21 protein-coding genes are annotated in these 22,778 nt (G+C 34.6%); 16 read left to right on the top strand and 5 right to left on the bottom strand.

The window, feature by feature from the left end; all coding sequences use genetic code 11:
- Positions 1-216: 216 nt before the first annotated feature.
- The 10 genes from BMY18_RS13625 (at position 217) to BMY18_RS13670 (ending at position 8,989) form a co-directional block, all read left to right on the top strand.
- Positions 217-1,551 (top strand): glutamine synthetase family protein, encoded by a 1,335-nt coding sequence (locus tag BMY18_RS13625; protein ID WP_092454973.1) that lies wholly within the window; start codon positions 217-219, stop codon positions 1,549-1,551.
- Between the two features lie 46 nt (positions 1,552-1,597).
- The gene (locus BMY18_RS13630) at positions 1,598-2,143 is read left to right on the top strand and encodes an ANTAR domain-containing response regulator (RefSeq protein ID WP_092454975.1); all 546 of its coding nucleotides are present in this window, start codon (positions 1,598-1,600) and stop codon (positions 2,141-2,143) included.
- Between the two features lie 156 nt (positions 2,144-2,299).
- Positions 2,300-3,145, top strand: coding sequence for a diaminopimelate epimerase (dapF, locus tag BMY18_RS13635; protein WP_092454977.1), 846 nt, complete (start codon positions 2,300-2,302; stop codon positions 3,143-3,145).
- Positions 3,146-3,283: 138 nt separating this feature from the next.
- A complete protein-coding gene (locus BMY18_RS13640) occupies positions 3,284-4,498 on the top strand; it encodes an LL-diaminopimelate aminotransferase (RefSeq protein ID WP_092454979.1) in 1,215 nt (404 codons plus the stop codon).
- Positions 4,499-4,995: 497 nt separating this feature from the next.
- Positions 4,996-5,619 (top strand): DUF2975 domain-containing protein, encoded by a 624-nt coding sequence (locus BMY18_RS13645; protein WP_092454981.1) that lies wholly within the window; start codon positions 4,996-4,998, stop codon positions 5,617-5,619.
- A gap of 62 nt (positions 5,620-5,681) precedes the next feature.
- Positions 5,682-5,903 carry a helix-turn-helix domain-containing protein gene (locus BMY18_RS13650; protein ID WP_092454983.1) on the top strand — a complete coding sequence of 74 codons (222 nt, stop codon included), beginning with the start codon at positions 5,682-5,684 and terminating at the stop codon, positions 5,901-5,903.
- 101 nt (positions 5,904-6,004) lie between these two features.
- Entirely contained in the window at positions 6,005-6,502 is a 498-nt protein-coding gene (locus BMY18_RS13655; protein ID WP_092454985.1) for an HAD domain-containing protein, read from the top strand.
- Between the two features lie 24 nt (positions 6,503-6,526).
- Positions 6,527-7,450 carry an aminoglycoside phosphotransferase family protein gene (locus BMY18_RS13660; RefSeq protein WP_092454987.1) on the top strand — a complete coding sequence of 308 codons (924 nt, stop codon included), beginning with the start codon at positions 6,527-6,529 and terminating at the stop codon, positions 7,448-7,450.
- Complete coding sequence (locus tag BMY18_RS13665; RefSeq protein ID WP_092454989.1) at positions 7,447-7,956, top strand: GNAT family N-acetyltransferase; 510 nt, start codon at positions 7,447-7,449, stop codon at positions 7,954-7,956. The genes BMY18_RS13660 and BMY18_RS13665 overlap by 4 nt, the downstream gene beginning before the upstream one ends.
- A 211-nt stretch (positions 7,957-8,167) precedes the next feature.
- Positions 8,168-8,989: an HAD family hydrolase gene (locus tag BMY18_RS13670; protein ID WP_092454991.1), complete on the top strand. Its 822-nt coding sequence runs from the start codon at positions 8,168-8,170 to the stop codon at positions 8,987-8,989.
- 398 nt (positions 8,990-9,387) lie between these two features.
- Here BMY18_RS13670 and ppnP read toward each other — a convergent pair whose 3' ends face one another.
- The 3 genes from ppnP to BMY18_RS13685 all read right to left on the bottom strand — a co-directional run bounded on the left by ppnP (position 9,388) and on the right by BMY18_RS13685 (position 11,902).
- Positions 9,388-9,705: a pyrimidine/purine nucleoside phosphorylase gene (gene ppnP, locus BMY18_RS13675; protein WP_092454993.1), complete on the bottom strand. Its 318-nt coding sequence runs from the start codon at positions 9,703-9,705 to the stop codon at positions 9,388-9,390.
- 182 nt (positions 9,706-9,887) lie between these two features.
- Entirely contained in the window at positions 9,888-10,982 is a 1,095-nt protein-coding gene (locus tag BMY18_RS13680; protein ID WP_092454995.1) for a hypothetical protein, read from the bottom strand.
- A 122-nt stretch (positions 10,983-11,104) separates the two neighbouring features.
- The gene (locus BMY18_RS13685) at positions 11,105-11,902 is read right to left on the bottom strand and encodes an AraC family transcriptional regulator (RefSeq protein ID WP_092454996.1); all 798 of its coding nucleotides are present in this window, start codon (positions 11,900-11,902) and stop codon (positions 11,105-11,107) included.
- A gap of 247 nt (positions 11,903-12,149) precedes the next feature.
- Here BMY18_RS13685 and BMY18_RS13690 point away from each other — a divergent pair, with 247 nt between their 5' ends.
- The gene (locus BMY18_RS13690) at positions 12,150-13,754 is read left to right on the top strand and encodes a glycoside hydrolase family 43 protein (protein ID WP_242941041.1); all 1,605 of its coding nucleotides are present in this window, start codon (positions 12,150-12,152) and stop codon (positions 13,752-13,754) included.
- Positions 13,755-13,808: 54 nt separating this feature from the next.
- On the opposite strand, the gene BMY18_RS13695 is transcribed toward BMY18_RS13690, so the two are convergent.
- Positions 13,809-15,335 carry a hypothetical protein gene (locus BMY18_RS13695; RefSeq protein ID WP_092454998.1) on the bottom strand — a complete coding sequence of 509 codons (1,527 nt, stop codon included), beginning with the start codon at positions 15,333-15,335 and terminating at the stop codon, positions 13,809-13,811.
- Positions 15,283-15,861, bottom strand: a complete 579-nt coding sequence (locus tag BMY18_RS13700) for an RNA polymerase sigma factor (RefSeq protein WP_092455000.1) — start codon at positions 15,859-15,861, stop codon at positions 15,283-15,285. The genes BMY18_RS13695 and BMY18_RS13700 overlap by 53 nt, the downstream gene beginning before the upstream one ends.
- 228 nt (positions 15,862-16,089) lie before the next feature.
- Here BMY18_RS13700 and BMY18_RS13705 point away from each other — a divergent pair, with 228 nt between their 5' ends.
- From BMY18_RS13705 to aspS, 5 genes are all read left to right on the top strand, one after another.
- Positions 16,090-17,526 (top strand): HAMP domain-containing sensor histidine kinase, encoded by a 1,437-nt coding sequence (locus BMY18_RS13705; protein ID WP_092455002.1) that lies wholly within the window; start codon positions 16,090-16,092, stop codon positions 17,524-17,526.
- The gene (locus tag BMY18_RS13710; protein WP_092455004.1) at positions 17,523-18,212 is read left to right on the top strand and encodes a response regulator transcription factor; all 690 of its coding nucleotides are present in this window, start codon (positions 17,523-17,525) and stop codon (positions 18,210-18,212) included. Before BMY18_RS13705 ends, BMY18_RS13710 begins: the two co-directional genes overlap by 4 nt.
- 100 nt (positions 18,213-18,312) lie before the next feature.
- The gene (locus tag BMY18_RS21115) at positions 18,313-18,471 is read left to right on the top strand and encodes a hypothetical protein (RefSeq protein ID WP_170841414.1); all 159 of its coding nucleotides are present in this window, start codon (positions 18,313-18,315) and stop codon (positions 18,469-18,471) included.
- A complete protein-coding gene (locus tag BMY18_RS13715; RefSeq protein ID WP_092455006.1) occupies positions 18,458-20,854 on the top strand; it encodes an ABC transporter ATP-binding protein/permease in 2,397 nt (798 codons plus the stop codon). The genes BMY18_RS21115 and BMY18_RS13715 overlap by 14 nt, the downstream gene beginning before the upstream one ends.
- A gap of 573 nt (positions 20,855-21,427) precedes the next feature.
- A complete protein-coding gene (gene aspS, locus BMY18_RS13720) occupies positions 21,428-22,759 on the top strand; it encodes an aspartate--tRNA(Asn) ligase (RefSeq protein WP_092455007.1) in 1,332 nt (443 codons plus the stop codon).
- The last annotated feature ends 19 nt before the right edge of the window (positions 22,760-22,778 follow it).

The raw sequence follows: 22,778 nt of genomic DNA on the forward strand, positions 1-22,778 counted from the left end.
TAGTATAAAACAATAATTTTATAAATTATTTTATTTCTATCCTTAACCGGTGGAATTTAACCTTACAATATGGAATTTAACTTTTCATTCGACCATAAAGTAAATATTGAATAAACTTGACAATATATTGACAAGTAAATGTGAGGCTAATATAATCAAATAGTATATGTAATAAATTAGTTATTTGTTATTGATAATAAGAATGGAGGAATATAAATGCATAATTATTCAAAGGAAGACATCTTTAGAATCGTGGAAGAGGAAGACGTAGAGTTTATAAGACTACAATTTACAGATATTTTTGGGGTAATTAAAAATGTTGCGATTACATCCAGTCAGCTAGAAAAAGCGCTTGATAATAAATGTATGTTTGACGGCTCATGTGTAGAGGGCTTTGCTAGAATTGAAGAAGCTGATATGTATTTGTATCCAGATTATAATACATTTGAGATATTCCCTTGGAGACCACAGCAAGGCAGAGTGGCAAGACTTATATGTGATGTGCATAAACTTGATGGAACGCATTTTGAAGGTGACACTAGAAATATCCTTAAGAAAGTAGTCAAAGAAGCAGAGGATATGGGCTATATATTTAATGTAGGTCCTGAATGTGAATTTTTCTTATTTCATACGGATGATAATGGACTTCCAACTACAATTTCTCACGAAAAAGCGGGTTACTTTGATATTGGACCTGCGGATTTGGCTGAAAATGTTAGACGCGATATGGTCCTTGCATTAGAAGAAATGGGATTTGAAATAGAAGCTTCTCATCACGAAGTTGCTCCAGCGCAACATGAAATTGATTTTAAATATGATGAAGCTTTATCAACTGCTGATAATATTATTACATTTAGACTTGCAGTGAAGACAATTGCTAAAAGACATGGCCTCCATGCGACATTTATGCCAAAACCAAAGTTTGCAACAAATGGCTCAGGAATGCATATTAATATGTCACTTGCTACAAAAGATGGAAAAAATATATTTGCTGATGAGAATGGTAAATTTGGTCTTAGTGAAGATGCATATCACTTTATTGCTGGTATTATTGATCATATGAAGGGTATGACTGCTATTACAAATCCACTTGTTAATTCGTATAAGAGATTTGTTCCTGGATATGAGGCACCAATGTACATTGCATGGTCATCAACCAACAAAAGTCCGCTCATTAGAATACCTGCTTCAAGAGGAAATGATACGAAAGTGGAACTTCGCTGTCCGGATCCATCAGCAAATCCATATCTTGTACTTGCAGTTTGTTTAGCAGCAGGACTTGATGGAATTAAAAGAAAATTAAAAGCGCCTGAGAGCGTAGACTGTAATATATTCAGTATGACTGAAATGCAAAAAAAAGAATTGGGAATTGAAAGAATACCAGAAAATCTATTTGATGCAATTAGTTATATGAAAGAAGATAAATTTATTGAAGATATACTTGGAAAATATATTAAAAACAAATATGTAGAAGTTAAATTACAAGAGTGGAATGCATACAGCACACAAATAACACAGTGGGAAATTGATGAATATTTGTCTAAGTTTTAAACGAAAAACATGGTAAGAGTTTGGACTAGAAAACGGAGGTAAATATATGTCAAGCATAATTGTAGCATTTCCAAAGATTGAAGATGCAAAAGCAATCAAAAACCTTCTGGTCCGGAATGGCTATGATGTGGCTGCACCATGCATAACGGGTGCTCAAGTAATCAATCTTGCAGATAGTCTGTCAGATGGAATTATCGTATGCGGATACAAGCTAGCAGACATGGTCTATTCGGAACTTTATGAGTACAAACCAAAAAGTTTTGAAATGCTTCTTGTAGCAACAAAAAGTCTTTGGGATAATTGCGTAAATAATGACGTGATGTGTCTAGCTATGCCCATAAAGGTACATGATTTATTAAGTACGATTGAAATGATGCAGCAGGCACAGATTAGAAAACGAAGAAAAATGCGTTCTCAGCCGCGTAAGCGTGATGAAGAAGAGCAAAAGATAGTTGATGAAGCGAAACGGATTCTTATGGAATTGAATAATATGTCAGAACCAGAGGCCCATAGATATATTCAAAAATGTAGTATGGATAGCGGAAATAGCTTTGTAGAATCAGCAAGTATGGTAATTGCAATATATATGTAGTTATCTACATTATTATAATAGATACCCGTAATCTGTCGCCTCAAATTGATTACATAGCACTATTTGCAATAAATATAGCATAATAATCATATTTAGATAGAATAATGTATGTTATACTTTATTAAAAGAGAATCATGAAAATCAGGAGGAACAGATATGAAATTCACTAAAATGCATGGAGCAGGAAACGACTACGTATATATAGATTGTACAAAGGAAGAATTGCAGAATCCTTCATTGGTATCAAAATACATAAGTGATAGGCATTTTGGAATTGGTTCAGATGGATTGATTTTAATAAAATCATCAAATAAGGCAGATTTCTTTATGGATATGTATAATGCAGATGGATCACAGGGGAAAATGTGTGGTAACGGAATTAGATGCGTTGGAAAATATGTGTTTGATAATGGGCTTACAGATAAGACAACAGTTAAAGTAGATACACTTTCAGGTATTAAAATTCTTGAACTTATCGTTGAAGACGGTAAAGTTACAAGAGCGAAAGTAAATATGGGTAGCCCAATTCTGATAGCGAAAGATATTCCAGTGATTTCTGAAAATGAAAAGGTTATAGCTGAAGATATAGAAGTGAAGGGTAAAACGTATAGTATGACATGTGTATCAATGGGAAATCCGCATGCAATCGTGTATGTGGATTCAACTGATGATTTAAAAATTCAAGAAATTGGTCCATATTTTGAGATGAACGAACGATTTCCAGAGCAAGTTAACACAGAATTTATTCAAGTAATTGACAGACAAAATCTTAAGATGAGAGTCTGGGAAAGAGGCTCAGGGGAGACTCTTGCCTGTGGAACAGGAGCATGTGCAAGTCTCGTGGCAACCGTTCTAAACGGATTATGCGACGATACTGCGATGTTACATTTACTTGGTGGAGATTTGAAGATTACTTGGGACAGATCTGCTGATATTGTGTACATGGAAGGTCCAGCAACGACTGTATTTACCGGTGATATCGATATTGATACCATTTTATAATAAATAAAATAATCTAAATACAATTTATATAAAATAATATATGAAATAGATTACAATATTAATAAATTCAATTTGTACTAGGATTTCATATTGTAAATGTGTATACTATGAATATTATTATACAAGAGGAGATTTAAGATGTTTAAAATTAATGATAATTATTTAAAATTACCTGGAAGCTATTTATTTTCAACAATTGGTAAGAAAGTAAAAGCATTTACAGAAGCGAACCCAGATAAATCAATTATAAGACTTGGTATTGGTGACGTTACGCTTCCAATTGCGCCAGCAATTATTAGTACATTACACGAGGCTGTTGATGAAATGGCTAGTGCTGATACCTTTAAAGGATATGCACCTGATTTGGGATATGAATTTCTAAGAGAAGCAATCGTAGATTTTGATTACAAGAGACGTGGCGCGGATATTCATGCTGACGAAATTTTTGTCAGTGATGGAGCTAAGAGTGATTCCGGTAACATTGGAGATATATTTGCTGTTGATAACAGGATTGCGGTCTGCGACCCAGTTTACCCAGTATATGTAGATGTAAATGCAATGTCTGGCAGAACTGGTCATTATATAGAATCTACTCAAAAATGGAGCAACGTTATCTACATGCCTTGTACTGCAGAAACGAACTTCGCTCCTGAACTTCCTACTGAAATACCAGATATTATCTATCTATGTTTCCCAAATAATCCAACTGGATCAACAATTACGAAGGATGAACTTCAAAAATGGGTTGATTATGCGAATAAAGTCGGCGCAGTTATTATTTATGATGCTGCATATGAAGCATATATTTCAGAAGATAATGTTCCTCATACAATATATGAGTGCGAAGGCGCAAGAACTTGTGCAATCGAACTTAGGAGCTTTTCAAAAAATGCAGGGTTTACTGGTGTTAGACTTGGATTCACCGTGATTCCTAAAGATTTAAAGAGCGGTGATGTTACACTTCACAGCTTATGGGCAAGACGTCATGGAACAAAGTTTAATGGTGCTCCTTATATTATTCAAAGAGCTGGAGCTGCTGTATATACGCAAGCGGGCCAAAAGCAGATTAATGAGCAGATTGCTTACTATATGAATAATGCTAAGGTTATCCGCGAAGGACTTTCTGCTGCGGGTTATACAGTATCAGGTGGTATTAATGCACCATACATCTGGATGAAGACACCAGATAAGATGACATCATGGGAATTCTTTGATTATCTTTTGGATAGGGCTAATGTTGTAGGTACTCCTGGTTCTGGATTTGGACCAAGTGGTGAAGGATACTTTAGACTGACTGCATTTGGATCTTACGAGAAGACATTGGAAGCAATTGAACGTATTAAGAAACTCTGATTTCACACACAAAAAAATAAGGGCTTTATGAATCGAGGGAACTCATGTATCGTATGTGGATATATGGGGTCCTTCCTTCATGAGGCTTTTTTAGTACAGCTAAGAAGTGCAATTCAAGATTCCTTATTTGCAAATATTTTTAAAACTCGCCCCTGAGGGGCTCAAACAGTTAAAAATATTTGCGGGAGCTCTTGAATTGCCCTTCTAAGCTGTACACAAAAAGTCTCAGAGGCGGAAGGACCCCATATATCCGCATACGATACATTCGAGGTTGCTGAATCATGTGAGGGGCGGGAAGTGGGGTTGGTGAGGCTGAGAAAGGGCGAAATGGCGAAAGAGCAAAAGTGCAAAAGTGTGAAAGGGCGAGTTTGGGTGGGAGATTAAATAATTAAAGTAAAGGTTTAAATTATTGTTGACAAAGTTTAAAATATGTTTTAAACTACAGAGGACTACTGATAAATTAACTCAAATCAATTGTTTTCTATGGAGGGTAAGGAATGAATACTAATATGAAATTATTACAAAAAAAAATTAAGGTTGATACTATTGTTTTATGTATTATTTGCATACTATTTGCTATATCTATTATGAGTAATATTGGGCAGATCAATGAGTATTCCCGGATGAACAAGTCATCTTTTGAAGTGAAGCTAGGACCTACAGATACGGTCAATAATACAAATAATTACTACTTGTATATTGAAGGCGAAAAATACTGGACGGTTGATTATAATAATTACAGTAGATTGGATGATACAGGTAAAACGAATGCAAAGGCCAATCTTATTATGGATAATGTTAATGAGGTTCTTAAAAGTATTATAATAGAGATTATTTTTATCTTTTTATATATTATGCTTTCACGAGTAAAAAAAGGATTGACACCGTTCTCGGTAGATAATGTCTCGATTTTAAGAATTATTGCATTCTTAAGCTTCTTTTTAGCATTATTACCGGTCGGTGTTAATATGGTCGGTTCTATGATTGCGTTTCAATATGCAACCATTTATTATTCGCCTTTAAACTTTTATATTATCGCAATTGGTGTTGTATTTGGTATCATTTCAGAGATTTTCAAGTATGGATGTGAGCTTCAAGAAGATATGAATCAGATTGCATAGATTGGAGAGCAACTGTAAATGGATAAAGGACAAATTTATACAGGGATGAATGGAGAATATTTATGGCTATAATAGTAAGACTAGACAGAGTTATGGCAGACCGAAAAATGTCTTTAAACGAATTAGCAGCAAAAGTAGAGATGACAAATGTAAATCTTTCAAACTTGAAAACAGGAAAAATGAAAGGTGTACGTTTCGAGACTATGAATTCTATATGTAAAGCACTTCATTGCCAACCATCAGAATTATTTGAATATGTAGAAGATGAAATTAGTGTTATCTGATCGAAGCCTGATCGAAATTTGATGGAAATCTGAGCAATAATTTTATTGGAATTTAGATTCACAAGTAATAGCAGTGAAAATATTACTGAAAAATATCTATTATGGGAAAAAGAAAGGGATTTATGAAGGTTATTTTTTTGGATATTGATGGTGTCCTTAATTCGCAGATGTTAATAGAAAAAAATCGAGATGAAAAGATTGATGTCAATGCAGTTAAGTTATTAAAAAAATTAATTGATATATCTGGAGCAGTTATCGTTTTGTCATCAGGGCGCAGACTTTGGTTTGATGATAACATGGTTACTGAGGATGTTGAAGCACAATATTTATATAATATTTTATCTCAATATGGGATTGAAATTTATGGTAAAACGCCAGATTTTAGTACAGATGAAATACGCACAAAAAGAACGTTTAAAGAGGTAAAGGCAAAGGAAATTACTGCGTGGCTTGAAAAACATTGTGATGTTGTTAAATATGTTATACTAGATGACTTGGACTTAAAAAATGAACAAATCAATGCAAATTTGGTACGAATAGACGGTAAAGTTGGTATTACTGAAGATGATTTGAAACGTGCAATGGATATTTTGAATTAAAAACTGCAAAATGGGGGGAGCAAAATGAGTATATATATTAATGATATTCCTCAATATAAAACATTCACAAAAATCGAGCCTGTACATAAAGGTTGGTCCCGTGATAAAAAATATTATATAGAAACAATAGAGGGTAAAAGGTTATTGCTTCGCATTTCAAGTATCAACGAATACGATAAAAAAAAGGCAGAGTATGATACGATTTGTACCGTTGTAAAGCAAGGCATTCCTATGTCAGAGCCTATTGGTTTCGGTACTTGCGACAATGGAAAAAGTGTGTATATGCTTCTAACGTGGGTTGATGGAAACGATGCTGGGGAGGTTTTACCGACATTTTCGGACGAAGAACAATATGAACTTGGAATAAAAGCTGGGCATATTTTAAAAATGATTCATAGCGTACCCGCTCCATCTAAGCAGGAAGAATGGGAAATTCGATTTAATAGAAAAATAGATCGCAATATAGAAAGCTATAATAAATGTGACCATAAGATGATAGGTGTCGAAAAAATGCGTACCTACATAGAGCAAAATAGACATTTGCTTAAAAACCGCCCGCAATCACTTCAACATGGTGATTATCATATCGGGAACATGATTGTGTCTGATATAGGGGCGTTATCGGTAATTGATTTTAATCGAGTTGATTACGGCGACCCTTGGGAAGAATTTAACCGTATTGTATGGTGTGCTGATTGCAGCAAATATTTTGCAACAGGGCGAGTGAACGGTTATTTTGATGGCAATCCCCCAGCTGAATTTTGGAAACTGCTCGCGTTATATATTTCAAGTAATACATTGGGATCCATTCCTTGGGCAATATCATTTGGACAAGTTGAAATAGATACGATGACAAGGCAAGCTAACCAGATATTGGAATATTATGAGGATATGACAAATGCTGTGCCCAAGTGGTATATCGAAGATAGCTCAGGTGGAATAAGATGAATAATGAAATTACAGTAAGAAAAGCAAATAGGAAGGATATTAATCTTGTTTTAGAGATATTCAGGAGCGCCATAAATGTAATGGTCGCAAATGGTATTTTTCAATGGGATGATATTTATCCGGATGAAAAAATCTTATATGAAGATATTCAAAAAAAACAAATGTTCCTAGGAGAGATAGATGGTAAGATAGTTTCTATATTTACATTAAATCAAGAATGTGATGAAGAATATAAAAATGGAAACTGGAATTATAAGCGAAGTTCATTTGCTGTTATTCATAGATTTTGTGTAAATACCAATTTTCAACATATGGGAATAGGGAAAAAAATAATGAATATCATTGAAGAAATGTTAAAAGAAGATAAGATTGAAACGATTAGATTAGATGCTTTTTCGTTAAACCCATACGCACTAAAATTGTATGAGAACCTTGGTTATATAGAAGTTGGTGAGGTAAATTGGAGAAAAGGGTTATTCTATTTGTATGAAAAGAAGTTGCAATGATTTGAATGTTGAAACTCATATTTATAGGTATTGAGTGAATAACCATTTATAATTATGCATTTGCCTTGCCTTTCCTTCAAACAGCTTCGTTGTTTTCAGCCGGAGTTTTTATATTCAAATTATTGCTTGAATTGATGAAAAACAAGGGCAAATAGTTTGCTATGAGAGAAAGGATATGTGTTAAAAAAAAGCCATAGGAATGGAGGAAATGATGAAAACACTTTACGTTACAGATTTAGACGGAACATTATTAAACACACAGGACAAAATTAGTGAGTATAGTCTTAAAGTAATTAATGATTTGGTGGAGAAAGGCTTATTATTCACATATGCCACAGCAAGGTCATTGGTATCCGCATCTGTGGTAACAAAGGGACTATCCACAAAAATCCCGGTCATTGCATATAATGGCGCATTTATAATTGATCCTTCGTCAGGAACAATTCTATCATCCAATTTCTTTGATAATGAAGAAAAGCAATACATCATAGACGTTTTGGAAAAGTTTGATATATTTCCTTTGGTATATGCATTTATTGATGAAATAGAAAAAGTATCGTGGATGCAAAACAAAGAAAATGAGGGCATTAGAAGATATTTAAGTGGGCGTCAATGGGATAAAAGAATGAATATATTAAGGAATTTGGATGACTTATATAAAGGAAATATTTTCTATTTTACGTGTATCGGAGAGAAAGAAGAATTACTTCCGATTTATAATTTGCTAAGCCAAAACGAACATTACAATTGTACGCTTCAACAAGAATTATACCGAGAAGAATATTGGTGCGAGATAATGCCAAGAGCAGCCACGAAAGCAAATGCTATAAACAAGCTGAAAACAATATGGAAGTGTGATAAAGTAATTTCTTTCGGTGATGCAATCAACGATATTCCTATGTTCACAATCTCCAATGAATGCTACGCCGTATCCAACGCCGTCCCAGAGCTAAAAGCCCTAGCCACACAAATAATCCCCAGCAACGATGCCGATGCCGTCGCAAATTGGCTCCTCACCAATCACAGAATATAACACAACACCGCACCGCACCGCCGCACCAAAATTAACGTAAGAAGCTTAACTTAATGCGATTCAAATATATTATGAACCCAAATCGTATTCATAACAAACACCAATTCCCCCTCAAAAATCATTCCAAAGAACTTCTTTCCTAGCGCCGAAAATTCCCCCCACGATTTATTTGTTTTGCCATTTTATATCGCTCACCAACGCGCAGTAAAAAAGTATACATTCTCCTCAACTGTCCGCATTTGCCGTTACAGCCACACGATATTGTCTGCAAGTGGTTGACGCATTTTTACGCGTCGAACCAAGTGCAGACAATATCGTATGGCTGTAGAGGCAATAGCGAACAAGAGGAGAGTGTATACTTTTTTACGTCCGTCTACCAGCAATCTAAAACCAATAAATCACCCATTTTCCTTATAAGAACAGCAGTAATCAGCAAATGTCTTGATGATTATCTTGAAACTTGAATTCGCCGGAACAACAAAGCTTTGGCCTTCTTTGTAGAGCGTATAATCACTTGCACCTGCTACACAAATATCCATTTCTCCATTTAAAACTTCCATTAATTCTTCAGCGCCTGTATTAAATTCATATTCACCTGTAAGCATGAATCCTAAAGTCTTTTTTTCGCCGTTTTCAAAAAGAACGGTTCTGCTTGTAACTTTTCCATCAAAATATACGTTTGCTTTCTTTACTACATTTACATTTTTAAATTCCATTGTAATATACTCCTTTTGAATTATGTTTGTTTGAGTTAGTTTGTATATATATTATTTAGTATATTAAATTACTTTTCATATAAAATCAAGCGATTTTATGCTAAATATTTTCTACATTTTAAACCTTGTATTTTAAAAGTTTAAAAATGCGCATCCTAAATTACAGAATGCGCATCTTTAAGCTAGAAATCTACTTGCTGAACAGTTCCGCTACCTCCACTCTCTTTCAAATACATACCGGTGCGTCTGACCTGGCCATTAAGGTTGTTGTGGTCATCGGTAAGCGAGAATTTTGTTTTTGTACTTCCTAGGTAAATAGCGCCTACGTCAGCATCTTTTAGAGAGAGCAGTATATCCTTGCCATTCTCATCTTTTGTCCAAACTTTGAGCTTCTGGTAGATAGAATCGGCTTCGTCAATCCAGCCGCTACCGTCTGAATCATACGCTGCAAGTTCATTGAAACCATTGTTTGTGGATGGCCCAAATAATTCTTTGCCATCATTAATTATGCCATCACCGTTTTTATCTAGTGCGAGATAGCCGTTGTCACTGCTCAGTTCGGAAATTTCATCTTTGTCGCCGTCCGAATCAATGTCAAATAGAAAAGTTTTGGCCTTGACTGAAGTAGGATTTGAGTCTAAGTTAATTACCAAAGGATCCGTTAGAATTTGTTGATATTGAGAAAATTGGCAGAATTCATAGGATTCGGTAAAACTTTTGGACATTTCCATTGTAACGTCAAATGAAATGCTCTTTCCGTCTGCAGTAACAGCAGTACCTGTTGTGCTAAATGCGGTGGATTCTTTTTCCTCCATGAAATAAGAATTGATCTCTAACCTGTTCCAGGTTTGAGGATTTGCAGATGATGTTAAGCTAAGTACAGATGTATCCGAGTTGTTTGTCAACTCATTGAACAAATCATTATCTTTAAATTTGCTCTTAAAACGAGATTTCTCAAGCATTTCAAGAAGACTAAGAAAAGCCCTTCTCAAAGTAGATGTGCCAATTTTAACCTCAGAATCGGTGGATGACAATTTGTTTTGTGTACTTGATGCATCATATTCTGCAGTTTCTTCGCCAAGCCTGTTATAGGTGGAAAATGCACTAGAAAGAAAATCATATTTCGTGCTTTCCTGATAATTAAGGCTTGTTGAATTGGAGCTGACCTGTCGTTGATTGCCGTCTAAGGTCCATTTAAAGACGGTGCTGTTTGCTTGAATATTCTTCGAATAGTTACGGGTTGAAGACATATTCACATTGCTTGAGGAAATAATCATATAATTCCCGCCCTTCATAAGTCTTTTCTTTCAGCGATGAACATATTTGACTTATGGATTCCAACTTGAAACTACTTATATTATCGGCAAGCTATCTTGAAATATTTACCATATGGTTACATTTACGTAGATTTATTAATTTGATTTTTTCTGTATTCTAGGGGAGTGATTTGATAACATTCCTTAAATGCTCTATAAAATGTTCTACTACTGTTAAATCCACAATCAAAGCCGATTTGAGTAACAGAATCTCTTGTGTTTCGCAGCAAACTCTTAGCGTAATCAATGCGACAGCGGTTAAGATAAGTAGGGAATGACGTTCTGATTTTCTCGGAAAAAATGTGAGAAATATAATATTTGCTAATGTTTAAGGAGTTTGATAGTGAGTCAAGACTAATATCCTCGATAAAATGATTGTTGATAAATTCCAAAATAACTCGGCAGGTATCTTGCAAATCCACATTTTTATTCTTGATTAGTTTAAGCGTACTCGATAGATTTCCAAGAAGAATATATAGATATCCAATAGAAATACGTAAATCTTGCATGTGGGTACAGTTATGCAATATCATATCAAAACAAGATTTAATATTTTCTGAAATACAGGGATTTTTAATAAATGGAACTTCTGGGTAATGATTTAACAGCTCATTGGAAAAAGCGCCAACCAATTTTGCATCAAAAATGATGAGTATTGCGGAACTTTCTCCAATTGATTCGGTGCTATGTACGGTGTTTGGAAAGCATATGGACAGGTCACCAGGAAGAAGGAGTGTTTCGTTCCCATTTATAGTCGATTTTAGTGTACCTGATCTTATATAAATAATTTCAACTTGTTTATGTAAATGCGCAGGATAGCAATTATTGATAGTTTCACGGCAAGAAAAATCATCTTGATGTGATTGATAAAAACCATACATATTAACTCCTTTTGGTGTGAAATTGGATTGGTAGTGACATATTTTATTATAAAACAGGTATTTTTAAATAGCAATATATGACACAAAATAAATCCTTTATGACTAGAAATAAAATATGAAATAAGATAAGATAAATAAATGAGTAAACAAGTAAATGAGTAAACAAATAAATAAATCAGTAAACAAGTAAACAAGTAAACAAGTAAATGAGTAAACAAGTAAATTAGTAAGCAAATGGAGGATCATTATGAGTAAAGAAATGTGGGTAGCGGACCTTGGTAATGGGAACTACAGAAACCCAATATTATATACGGATTATTCGGATCCAGATGCAATCAGAGTTGGCGATGACTATTTTATGATAGCATCTAGTTTTTGCAATGCACCAGGAATTCCAGTTTTACATTCAAAAGATTTGGTAAATTGGAAAGTTATTAATTATGTAATAGATAATATACCAGGAGAACGTTACGTTGATCCAATTCATGGCTGTGGAGTATGGGCACCAGCGATTCGTTTTCACGATGGGCTGTTTTATGTATGCTTTCCAATGCCAGATGAGGGAATCTTTATGTGTACGACCAAGGATCCATGGGGTAAGTGGTCTGAGCCAATTAACATAAGACCAGGAGCTGGCTGGATTGATCCATGTCCATTCTGGGATGAAGATGGCAAAGCATATTTGGCTGCAGGAGTTGCAAAGAGTAGAATTGGATACAAAAGTGTAATTCATCTAATTGAAATGACACCAGATGGCAAAAGTGTATTTGGCGAAGCGGTCAGAATCTTTGACGGAAATACAAATGATCAGATTACCATTGAAGGCCCTAAAATGAACAAACGAAATGGTTGGTATTATATATTTGCACCAGCAGGTGGGGTGAAACAAGGATGGCAGACTGTCCTACGCTCAAAAAATATATGGGGACCCTATGAATATAAAGTCGTTTTAAGACAAGGAGATTCATCAGTAAATGGTCCTCATCAAGGTGCTTGGGTGGGTACTCAAACAGGCGAGGACTGGTTCATCCATTTCCAGGATGTGTATGCAGCGGGTAGAATCACTCACCTTCAGCCAATGTCATGGGAAAACGACTGGCCAATCATTGGCATAGCAAAGAATGGAAACGATTACGGAGAGCCAGTTATGGAATACAAAAAACCAGATGTAGGAGGAATATTTCCTGCTACATCACCTGACACAGGTGATGAATTTGATGGAGATTCACTTGGACTTCAGTGGCAGTGGAATGCGAACTTTAATAACGCTTGGTATGAATTAGACAAAACAAACAAGCACTTGAAATTATTTGCAGTGAAACAAGAATCTAGTAAAGCACTTTCTGATGTTAGTAATCTTTTCCTTCAAAAATGGCCAGCACCGGAGTTTTCATGCGTAGCAAAGATGGATTTTTCAAACTTAGAAAATGGTGATACCGCTGGAATTGTTTCTATGGGAATAACATTTGGAGCGCTCGTAGTTACAAAGAGTAATGATAAATTTCAATTAGAGACTATCATTGGAACACAAAATTTCAAAAGTGATGGTTTGCAAACTGTGCAAGAAAGAAAAAAAATAGCTGACTTAGACACAACTACTGTGTATTTGAAGTACACAATTAAAGGAACAGGACGTAAGAAAGCAACCGATACACCTACAGCACCATCAGAGGAAATATCATTTGCATATAGTTTAGATGGTAAGGAATATATTACAGTTGCTTCCTTTCAGTCAGAAGAAGGCCGCTGGGTAGGGGTAAAAAACGGAATGTTTAGTTGCCATAATTTAGATGATTCAGATAATTTAAAATGCGGATATGCTGTTGCAGAATATTTTAAATATTTCAAATAAAGGATAAAATGGGATGTCGCACTAATTGTTTAGTACGACATCCCATTTATAATTCTAATATAATTTTATAATCGTCTGCAGATTACTTGTAGTCGATATTGTATTTTGTTGTGGATTAAAGAATAATACCATATTGTTCATTTTAGATGCATCAACAATATAGGCGATATGATATTCAAATTCTTCATTTGGCAAAATATTATAAGTCTGCTGAAGATATATTGGTGGAGCTGAAGTATCTAGCGGATTCTCATCAAATCTAGATGGATGATCACAGTATACAGAACCTCCCGCAGAATTGATCGCGTTGGTGGTGTATACAGTTGGTAATTCTAAACTCCCATCAGTATTAGTAAGGCAACACATTTCAGGAATGATATTTGCAGCACTTACCAGATTATCGGTTGTATTTTTTAATTTCATTGTAACATATACGAGTTTTAAATTGCTTGAGGTTTGGCCGGCAACAGTATCTATACTTGTTTTTCCGTCCCCTTTTGCAACTTCATTTTGAACGTATGTTTTCAGATTTCCATCGGCATCAACAAGCTGTTTGATGTCTTTATAATTATATGAGAATCCAGAAGTATTCAAACCTGCAATAGAATCCTTGATTTCAACATTTTCTACGGTATAGGTCAAGTTAGGTGAATTACTTTTGTAAGGATTAGAATAGGTAAGCCCTAGAAATGATTTGCCAACACTTAAAAATTGGCTTGTATCTACAGTAGTGGAGATTACTGGGCTAGCAGAGGTCTGAGGTTGTTTCGCCATCTCCGCTTTGTGATCCTGTATTGCTTTATTCAATGCCGGATCAAATCGATAGTTGGGGACATCTGTATCTTCCTTGCTACAAGAAGCTAATGTGATATTTTCAGCAATTTTTAACAGTTCATTGTCAGGGACAGCTGTCTGAGCGAACATTTCAACATAATATCCATACTCATTATAGTAGACCAAAAGTATCTTGCTGTATGATGTTTGGTCAGTGTGATTTTTGTATAATAATGTGGCTTTATTATCGCCAATAATCAGATCTTTCGTTTCTACAACATCTAAAAATGAGAGCGGCTCTTCTGCAACAATGGTATCAATACGTACAGTGATATTTTGATATGAATATATGTCTCCATTAGCTGCAAATTTATTTTGATCGATGCCTGGATGAGTGAAACCTTCAGGCATATAGCCATATTGAAGTTTCACAAAGGAATGATATAATTCTGATTTCGTAGCAACTTCAGTTACCGTAGTTTCAGTAGCTGCAGTTTCCTCTTCAAAAATAATTTGATATGCATATGGATCGGTTTGCTCTTTATTTACCTTAAATGTGCTCATAACTTTATTTGCTGCTAATGCAGAACAAGGTACTAATATTATAACTGCACACGCAGCAGCAACTAGCATCTTTCTTCTTTTTGACTTTTTTATAGTCTCATTTATAGCAAGCTTTTTTAAAAATTCTTTTTTATCAACTTCATATTTCTCGGAAAATATATATTTTGAATTATGATTTTGAAATCTCTCTTCAGATATTTTTCCCCCTAAGCGTTGTAGCAAATTTTGCTGGTTCTTTTTCATATTCGGATCCTCCAATTCTATCTATTATATATTTTTTTGCGCGTTCATTACGTTTCCTGATTGTGCGTTTATCAAGGCCTGTTATCGCAGAGATTTCGGATGTTGACAGTTCATAATAATACAGGAGCTCAATTACTTCTTTGTATATTTCAGGCATATCAGAAATGATTGGGTCAAGCATTGTATGATTATGCATGTGAAGTATTTTCGCATCAATCACATTTTCGGGATCTTCAATTTCTTCTTCCTGCGCATATTCAAACAATTCGGTCTCTTTTTTATTTCTGCGATACGCGTTTATGGCTGTTGTTTTCACTATTTTCAGTGCCAGCCGTTTTGTATTTACATCTTCAACATCTTTGATCTTGTCAAGATAATTGGAAAGCTTAATAAATGAATCTTGCACAATGTCTTCTGACTGCGCAGCATTATTTAGAATTCCATAAGCAATAAAATTCATTTTGGACTCATATAATTCGTATAGCTTTTCCATTTTAGCAAGATTGTTTTCCCTTATCTTTTTCATTTGACCTCCCCTTTGATGTTTGTTTCGAACGTTCTATAACTCATAACAAATGAAATGTCATAAGTGTGACAAAAAATAAAAATAAGTCTTAATAATTTCCACATTAATTTCCACATTTTATAAACAGTTTACTTTTGTTTATATTGTAGTTTAACGGTTAATGATATAATATAATTAAAATTCAATCGTTCTGATTCAATATATAATAACAGTGAGGAGGAGAATCCTATGACAATAAAACGCCGTTTACTTATTTCTAATTTTTTGATGCTTGTTATGCCAATTATTATGACCATAGTCATTAGTTTTTGTGTAGTATTGGTAGTGATGGGAATCACAGGAGTTAACGACTTCCACTCATTGAAAGATGGACGTGCTTTTGACAATGCAACGGATGAAGTTACAGTATTATCTCAAAAATGGTCAGGTAGCAGTGAGTTTTCAAAAATTCGCTCGGACATAGACAGCTTTAATAAAAAATATAACAATGATCAAGTATTCCTTTTTATATATGAAGGAAATGATTTGTTATATCCATCAGCAAGTCCATATACGCCTTCTCTTGATAAGGTATTGCTGCATGAGGAGAAATATATTTTGATAGTGGATACTACGGCAACATATAAAGTGACAGTAGATAAATATACAGTTATTTTAGAGTGTAATAATTATACGATTAATAACCATAGAGCATTTGGAAATTATTATTATATAGGTATTTTTTTACCAATATCTCTTATTATATTAATTTATTTTCTAAATAGGGCATTAACGCATTTTGTATTTAAAAGTATTATAACACCGATAGATATATTGGTGTATGGTGTGAATCAAATATGTGATGGGAATTTAGCTTACCGAATCGAATATGATAAGAAGGATGAATTTGCACAAATTTGTTATGATTTTAATGATATGGCACATCGATTATCAGATATGGTAGAAGCAAGACAAAAAGATGAGATAAGCAGACGTGAATTAATTGCTGGAATTTCACATGACTTGCGCACTCCGCTTACATCAATTAAGGCGTATGTTGAGGGTCTTGAAAAGGGCGTAGCATCTACACCACAAGTACAAAAACGCTATTTTGAGACGATAAAGAGTAAGACGAGTGACTTAGAGTATATTATAAATCAATTGTTTTTATTTTCAAAATTAGATGTAGGTGAATTTCCACTATATATGGAGGGGATTGATATTGGTGAGGAGATCGATAATCTTGTCAATAATCTTAGAAATGAATATGCACAAAAGGGACTTATCATCAATTTAAATAGAAATCTTAAAAATGTTTTCGTAAAAATAGATGTCATGCAATTTCATAACGTAATTCAAAATATTTTAGAAAACAGTGCAAAATATAAAAAAGAAGAAATTGTAGTAACAGAAATTGTATGTATTGAAGATATAACAAATGTAATAATAACGTTGACGGATAATGGGCCGGGCGTTCCGAATGAAGCAATAGAGAAACTATTCGAATTGTTTTATCGTAGTGATGCGTCTAGAAAAAATCCAAGTAATGGAAGTGGTATAGGTCTTGCAACTGCAAAAAAAATCATAAATATGATGAATGGTGAAATTAGAGCGAAAAATGTTGTGAATGGTGGACTTGCTATCGTAATTACGTTACCAATTGAAAAGAGTGGAGAAAAAGAATGAAAAAGATACTAATTATCGAAGATGATACTGCAATTGCAGAAATCGAACGTGATTTTTTGGAGATTGATGGATTTGAGATTGCGATAGCAGCAGATGGAATAGAAGGACTAAAACTGGCCTTAACGAATAATTTTAGCTTGATTTTACTTGATTTAATGCTTCCCGGAATAGATGGATATGAAATTTGCCGTAAAATAAGAGCAAAATTGGATATTCCAATTCTTATGGTAACAGCAAAAATAGAAGATATTGATAAAATAAGAGGCTTGGGTATAGGAGCCGATGATTATATTTCAAAACCGTTTTCACCAACTGAACTAGTTGCAAGAGTAAAATCTAATTTGGCACAATATGAACGTTTGACAAGTATAGGTAATGCGAAAGCAGAAGAGGTACAAGCTGGTCATGTACGAATTAACATATTAACGCATCGTGTTTATGTTAATAATTGTGAGTTTGAATTTAAAAATAAGGAATATGAATTGCTTGTGTTCTTTGTATCAAATCCGGATGTTGTATTTAGTAAAGAGCAACTTTATGAGAAGATCTGGGGTATGGATGCATTTGGTGATTTGAAGACAGTTGCCGTTCATATTAATAGAATTCGAGAAAAAATCGAAAAAGATGCGCAAAATCCTATCTACATTCAAACGGTATGGGGCGCTGGGTACCGTTTTAAAATCTAATGTTTCATAAACAGTTTAACAATATTTAACCAATTAATGGTTTGGAGTTTACATGCTACTGTTATTATACATTTAGCCTTAAAAGCAGGTGGCGAGAAGTATGAATAAAGCGAATAAAAGATTCGCTTGCAAGGATGCTATGCATTCTTATTTACGCCAAGTTTGTGCGTGTGGCACAAACTTAATATATGCAGAAATATATGCAGAAATATACGCAGAAAATATGCGCAGAAATGAGGAGAATTATGTCAAGACTTAGGCTGACTGATATTAGAAAGAGCTATAATGGTGGTGAAGTTGTTCAGGTATTAAAGGGTATATCACTAGAATTCAGAGAGAATGAATTTGTATCAATTTTGGGCCCATCGGGATGTGGAAAGACAACACTTCTTAACATAGTTGGAGGACTTGATCGATATGACTCAGGAGATTTATTGTTAGGAGATTTGTCAACAAAGAATTTTAAGGATTCAGATTGGGATGCTTTTCGAAATTGTTCGATTGGCTTTGTGTTTCAAAATTATAATTTGATCGCTCATCAAACAGTATTACAAAATGTTGAAATTGCAATGACATTATCAGGAGTATCATCATCACAAGCAAAACAAAGAGCAAAAGATGCATTAAAATCAGTTGGTTTGGAAAGCCAAATGAAGAAGAGACCAAATCAGCTTTCTGGCGGCCAAATGCAACGTGTTGCAATTGCTAGAGCGATTGTAAATAATCCAGATATCATACTTGCAGATGAACCAACAGGAGCGCTTGACAGCCATACGAGTGTGCAAGTCATGGAAATTTTAAAAGATATAGCCAAAACAAAATTAGTTATTATGGTTACACATAATGCTGAATTGGCAGATAAATATAGTAGTAGGGTAATTCATTTGTTAGATGGAGAGGTACAGTCTGATAGTAATCCTATATTTAAAGATAGTGCAATAAAGAATCCAAATGATACAAAAGATGCAAATCAGACGGTTACGAAAAAAACCAAACTTAAAAAGACCTCAATGTCCTTAGTTACAGCAACATCTTTGTCATTTAAAAACCTCCTGACCAAAAGAGGGAGAACCATTATTACATCAATTGCCGGAAGCATAGGTATTGTGGGGGTGGCATTGGTTCTTGCCTTATCAACGGGACTAACAAGCTACATGGATAAATTGCAATCGGATACATTATCGGGTTATCCAATTACGATTTCTAAAGGTGTTTCGACGCTACAGATGGGTGGCGGTAATAACGCTAACTCGTTGCTTGGTAGTTCAAGTGAAGAAGGAAAGTTTACAAATGATAATATCATTTATAGTGTAGACAATACTCAAAACACACTACAGCATACAAATGTTTTAACTCAAGAATATACAGATTATGTATCTAAAATTCAATCAGTTTTACCGAATGCTGTAAATGCCGTTTCGTTTTCTCGAGGCGTTGGTATAAATTTGTTGGCTAAAGGGGAAGATTCAGTCGTTAAATATGCTACAACAGCAGCAACAGCGACAGAGGCCCTAAGAGGTAGCAAAACATATTGGCAAGAGATGCCAAATAACGAAGATACGATTCTTTCTATGTATGATTTAATTGGTGATGGAAGTCGCTTGCCATCATCTAAAAATGAAGTCGCTATCGTGGTTGACGAATACAATAATATAGATGCATCATTTTTTGAAAAACTAGGAATCTCTGCAACTAATAGCGATTTCAAATTAACTGATTTCATTGGAAAGACTATGCTAAAAGTTATTCCCAATGATGGATTTTATACAAAAGATGCAAATGGAATATTTAGTGCAGCATCTGCGTCAGAGTATGGAGATTTATATAAGAATGCAGATGGCGTAGAATTGACAATCACTGGAATTTTGCGTATTAAGGAAGCGTCTTCACAGGCAACTGGATATTTATCTAGTGGGTTAGTGTATACAACTGCCTTAACAAATTATGTTTTGGAAAATACACAGAAGTCTCAAATTTCGATAGCACAGGCGAGCTCGGATAAAGATGTTATATTAAATGCCGCATTTGCAAATGCAGCAGTTAAGGAACAAAAATTAATAAGTTTAGGTATCGATACAAAACCAACATCAATTAGTATCTATCCAAAGGACTTTAGTGGTAAGGATGCCATCAAGCAATATTTGGATGATTATAATGCAGATAAGACACAAGATAACCAAGTGGTTTACAGCGATTTAGCAGAGACGATAGGTTCAACTGTGGGTACAATGATAAATACGGTATCATATGTGTTGATTGGATTTGCAGCAATATCACTTTTGGTTTCAACGATTATGATTGGAATTATCACTTATGTGTCTGTTCTTGAGCGTACAAAAGAAATTGGTATATTAAGAGCTGTAGGTGCAAGAAAGAAGGATATTTCAAGACTGTTTAATGCAGAAACATTGATTATAGGATTTTCGGCAGGTACACTTGGAATATGTATCTCTTATCTTCTTATCATTCCAATTAATATATTAATTTCTAATCTGGTTGACATAAATAATATTGCGCAACTAAAACCGCTTCACGCAGTTATACTTATTCTTGGAAGTATGACACTAACATTGATAGCCGGACTTTTTCCTTCAAGAATGGCAGCAAAAAAAGATCCAGTTGTTGCACTAAGAACAGAATAATATAAAAAAACTTCTTGAAATTTAAAAATATATGTGATAGCATTAGGACATTCAGAAAAATTAATATTAAAAGGCTATGAAAGAGACTCTTATCCATATAACATAACAGGAAGATTGGTGTCATCGACTGAGAACACTATCAAATGGAACAGGAAGAAGGGAACGCTCTGGAGCTGATTTGCTGAAGCATTTATTATTGATAGGTTTACATAATAATGATGCCTAAGTATTTACGTTACACGCGTTAAGTGTTTGAGAGGGAAACCATATTTAGTTATGATTTTCAATGCGGGTGGTACCGCGGATTATATTAAATTATCCGTCCCGGCATATATCGAAAGATATATGCCGGGACTTTTTTTGCGCGAAGCAATGAGGAAGATAAGATGAAAGCAGACTATTCAAATCAAGCTTGCTTGAATTTGAATGGTTTGATTTCAGATTATCTGACGAATGCCGCGACAGCCTTAGAAATGAGCGCAGCGAGTTTCTAAGGCCGGCGCGAAGCAATGAAGGAAGCAACTGTGTTTCTATTATCTGTGTGAGCAGTTTAAAAAGAAAGGAATATGAGAAATGGAATATATTAGTGGAGTGAAACAAAAAGAAACTGTAAGTGTACAAGACATTTTGACAAAAGATTTAATTGGAACAGAAGTGAAAGCAAATGGTGCAATTCACAATCTCCGAGATATGGGTGAAGTGTCATTTTTGGTATTAAGACAAGGAGACGGAGTTATACAATGCGTTTTCGAAGAGGGCACGAACTTAACGCTCAAAGATTTGAGAGAAGGCATGGCCATTGAGGTTCGAGGAATCGTTGCAAAAGAGGACAGGGCTCCTAATGGATTCGAAATACGACTCAAAGCGATTAAAATATTGTCAGCACCAACAGATGCACAGTTACCAATTGCAATTAATAAATGGAAATTGAATACATCATTAGAAACGATATTAAACAATAGACCAGTTACACTTAGAAACCTTCGTGAAAGAGCAAAATTTAAAATTCAGGAGGGCGTTGTAAGAGGCTTCAGAGATTTCCTACACGCAGAAAAATTTGTTGAAATAAGAACACCTAAAATCGGAGCTAGAGGCGCTGAAGGCGGTGCTAATATTTTTAAACTTGAATATTTTGGTAAACATGCAGTTCTTGCGCAAAGTCCACAGTTCTACAAACAAACAATGGTAGGCGTATATGACAGAGTTTTTGAAGTCGCACCAGTATTTAGAGCTGAAAAACACAATACTTCAAGACATTTGAATGAATATACAAGTATGGATTTTGAAATGGGATTTATTGATGGATTTGAAGATATTATGGCAATGGAAACTGGCGCACTCCAATATATAGTTGAGCTTCTTAAAAAGGATTATGCAAAAGAAATTGCTACTTTGAAAGTTGAACTACCTAAAGTAGATAAAATTCCACAAGTTAGATTTGATGAAGCAAAACGTTTGGTTTCAGAAAAATATAAAAGAGAAATTAAAAATCCATATGATTTAGAGCCAGAAGAAGAAGTTTTGATTGGAAAATACTTCAAAGAAGAATATAACAGTGATTTTGTTTTCGTAACTCATTACCCAACGAAAAAACGTCCATTCTATGCAATGGAGGATCCAACTGATAGAACATTTACACTCAGTTTTGATTTACTATTTAGAGGAATTGAGATTACAACAGGTGGACAAAGAATTCATGACTACGGGGAACTTCTTAAGAAAATAGAAGATCGAGGAATGACAACAGAAGGTATGGAGCATTACATGATGATATTTAAATATGGAATGCCACCACACGGCGGACTTGGAATTGGGCTTGAACGACTCACGATGAAGTTGATCGGTGAAGACAATGTACGAGAAACAACCCTCTTCCCAAGAGACCTGAACCGTCTGGAGCCTTAATAGAACGAAAGAGTAATGT

Source organism: [Clostridium] fimetarium (assembly GCF_900111235.1).
GTDB lineage: Bacteria > Bacillota > Clostridia > Lachnospirales > Lachnospiraceae > Clostridium_N > Clostridium_N fimetarium.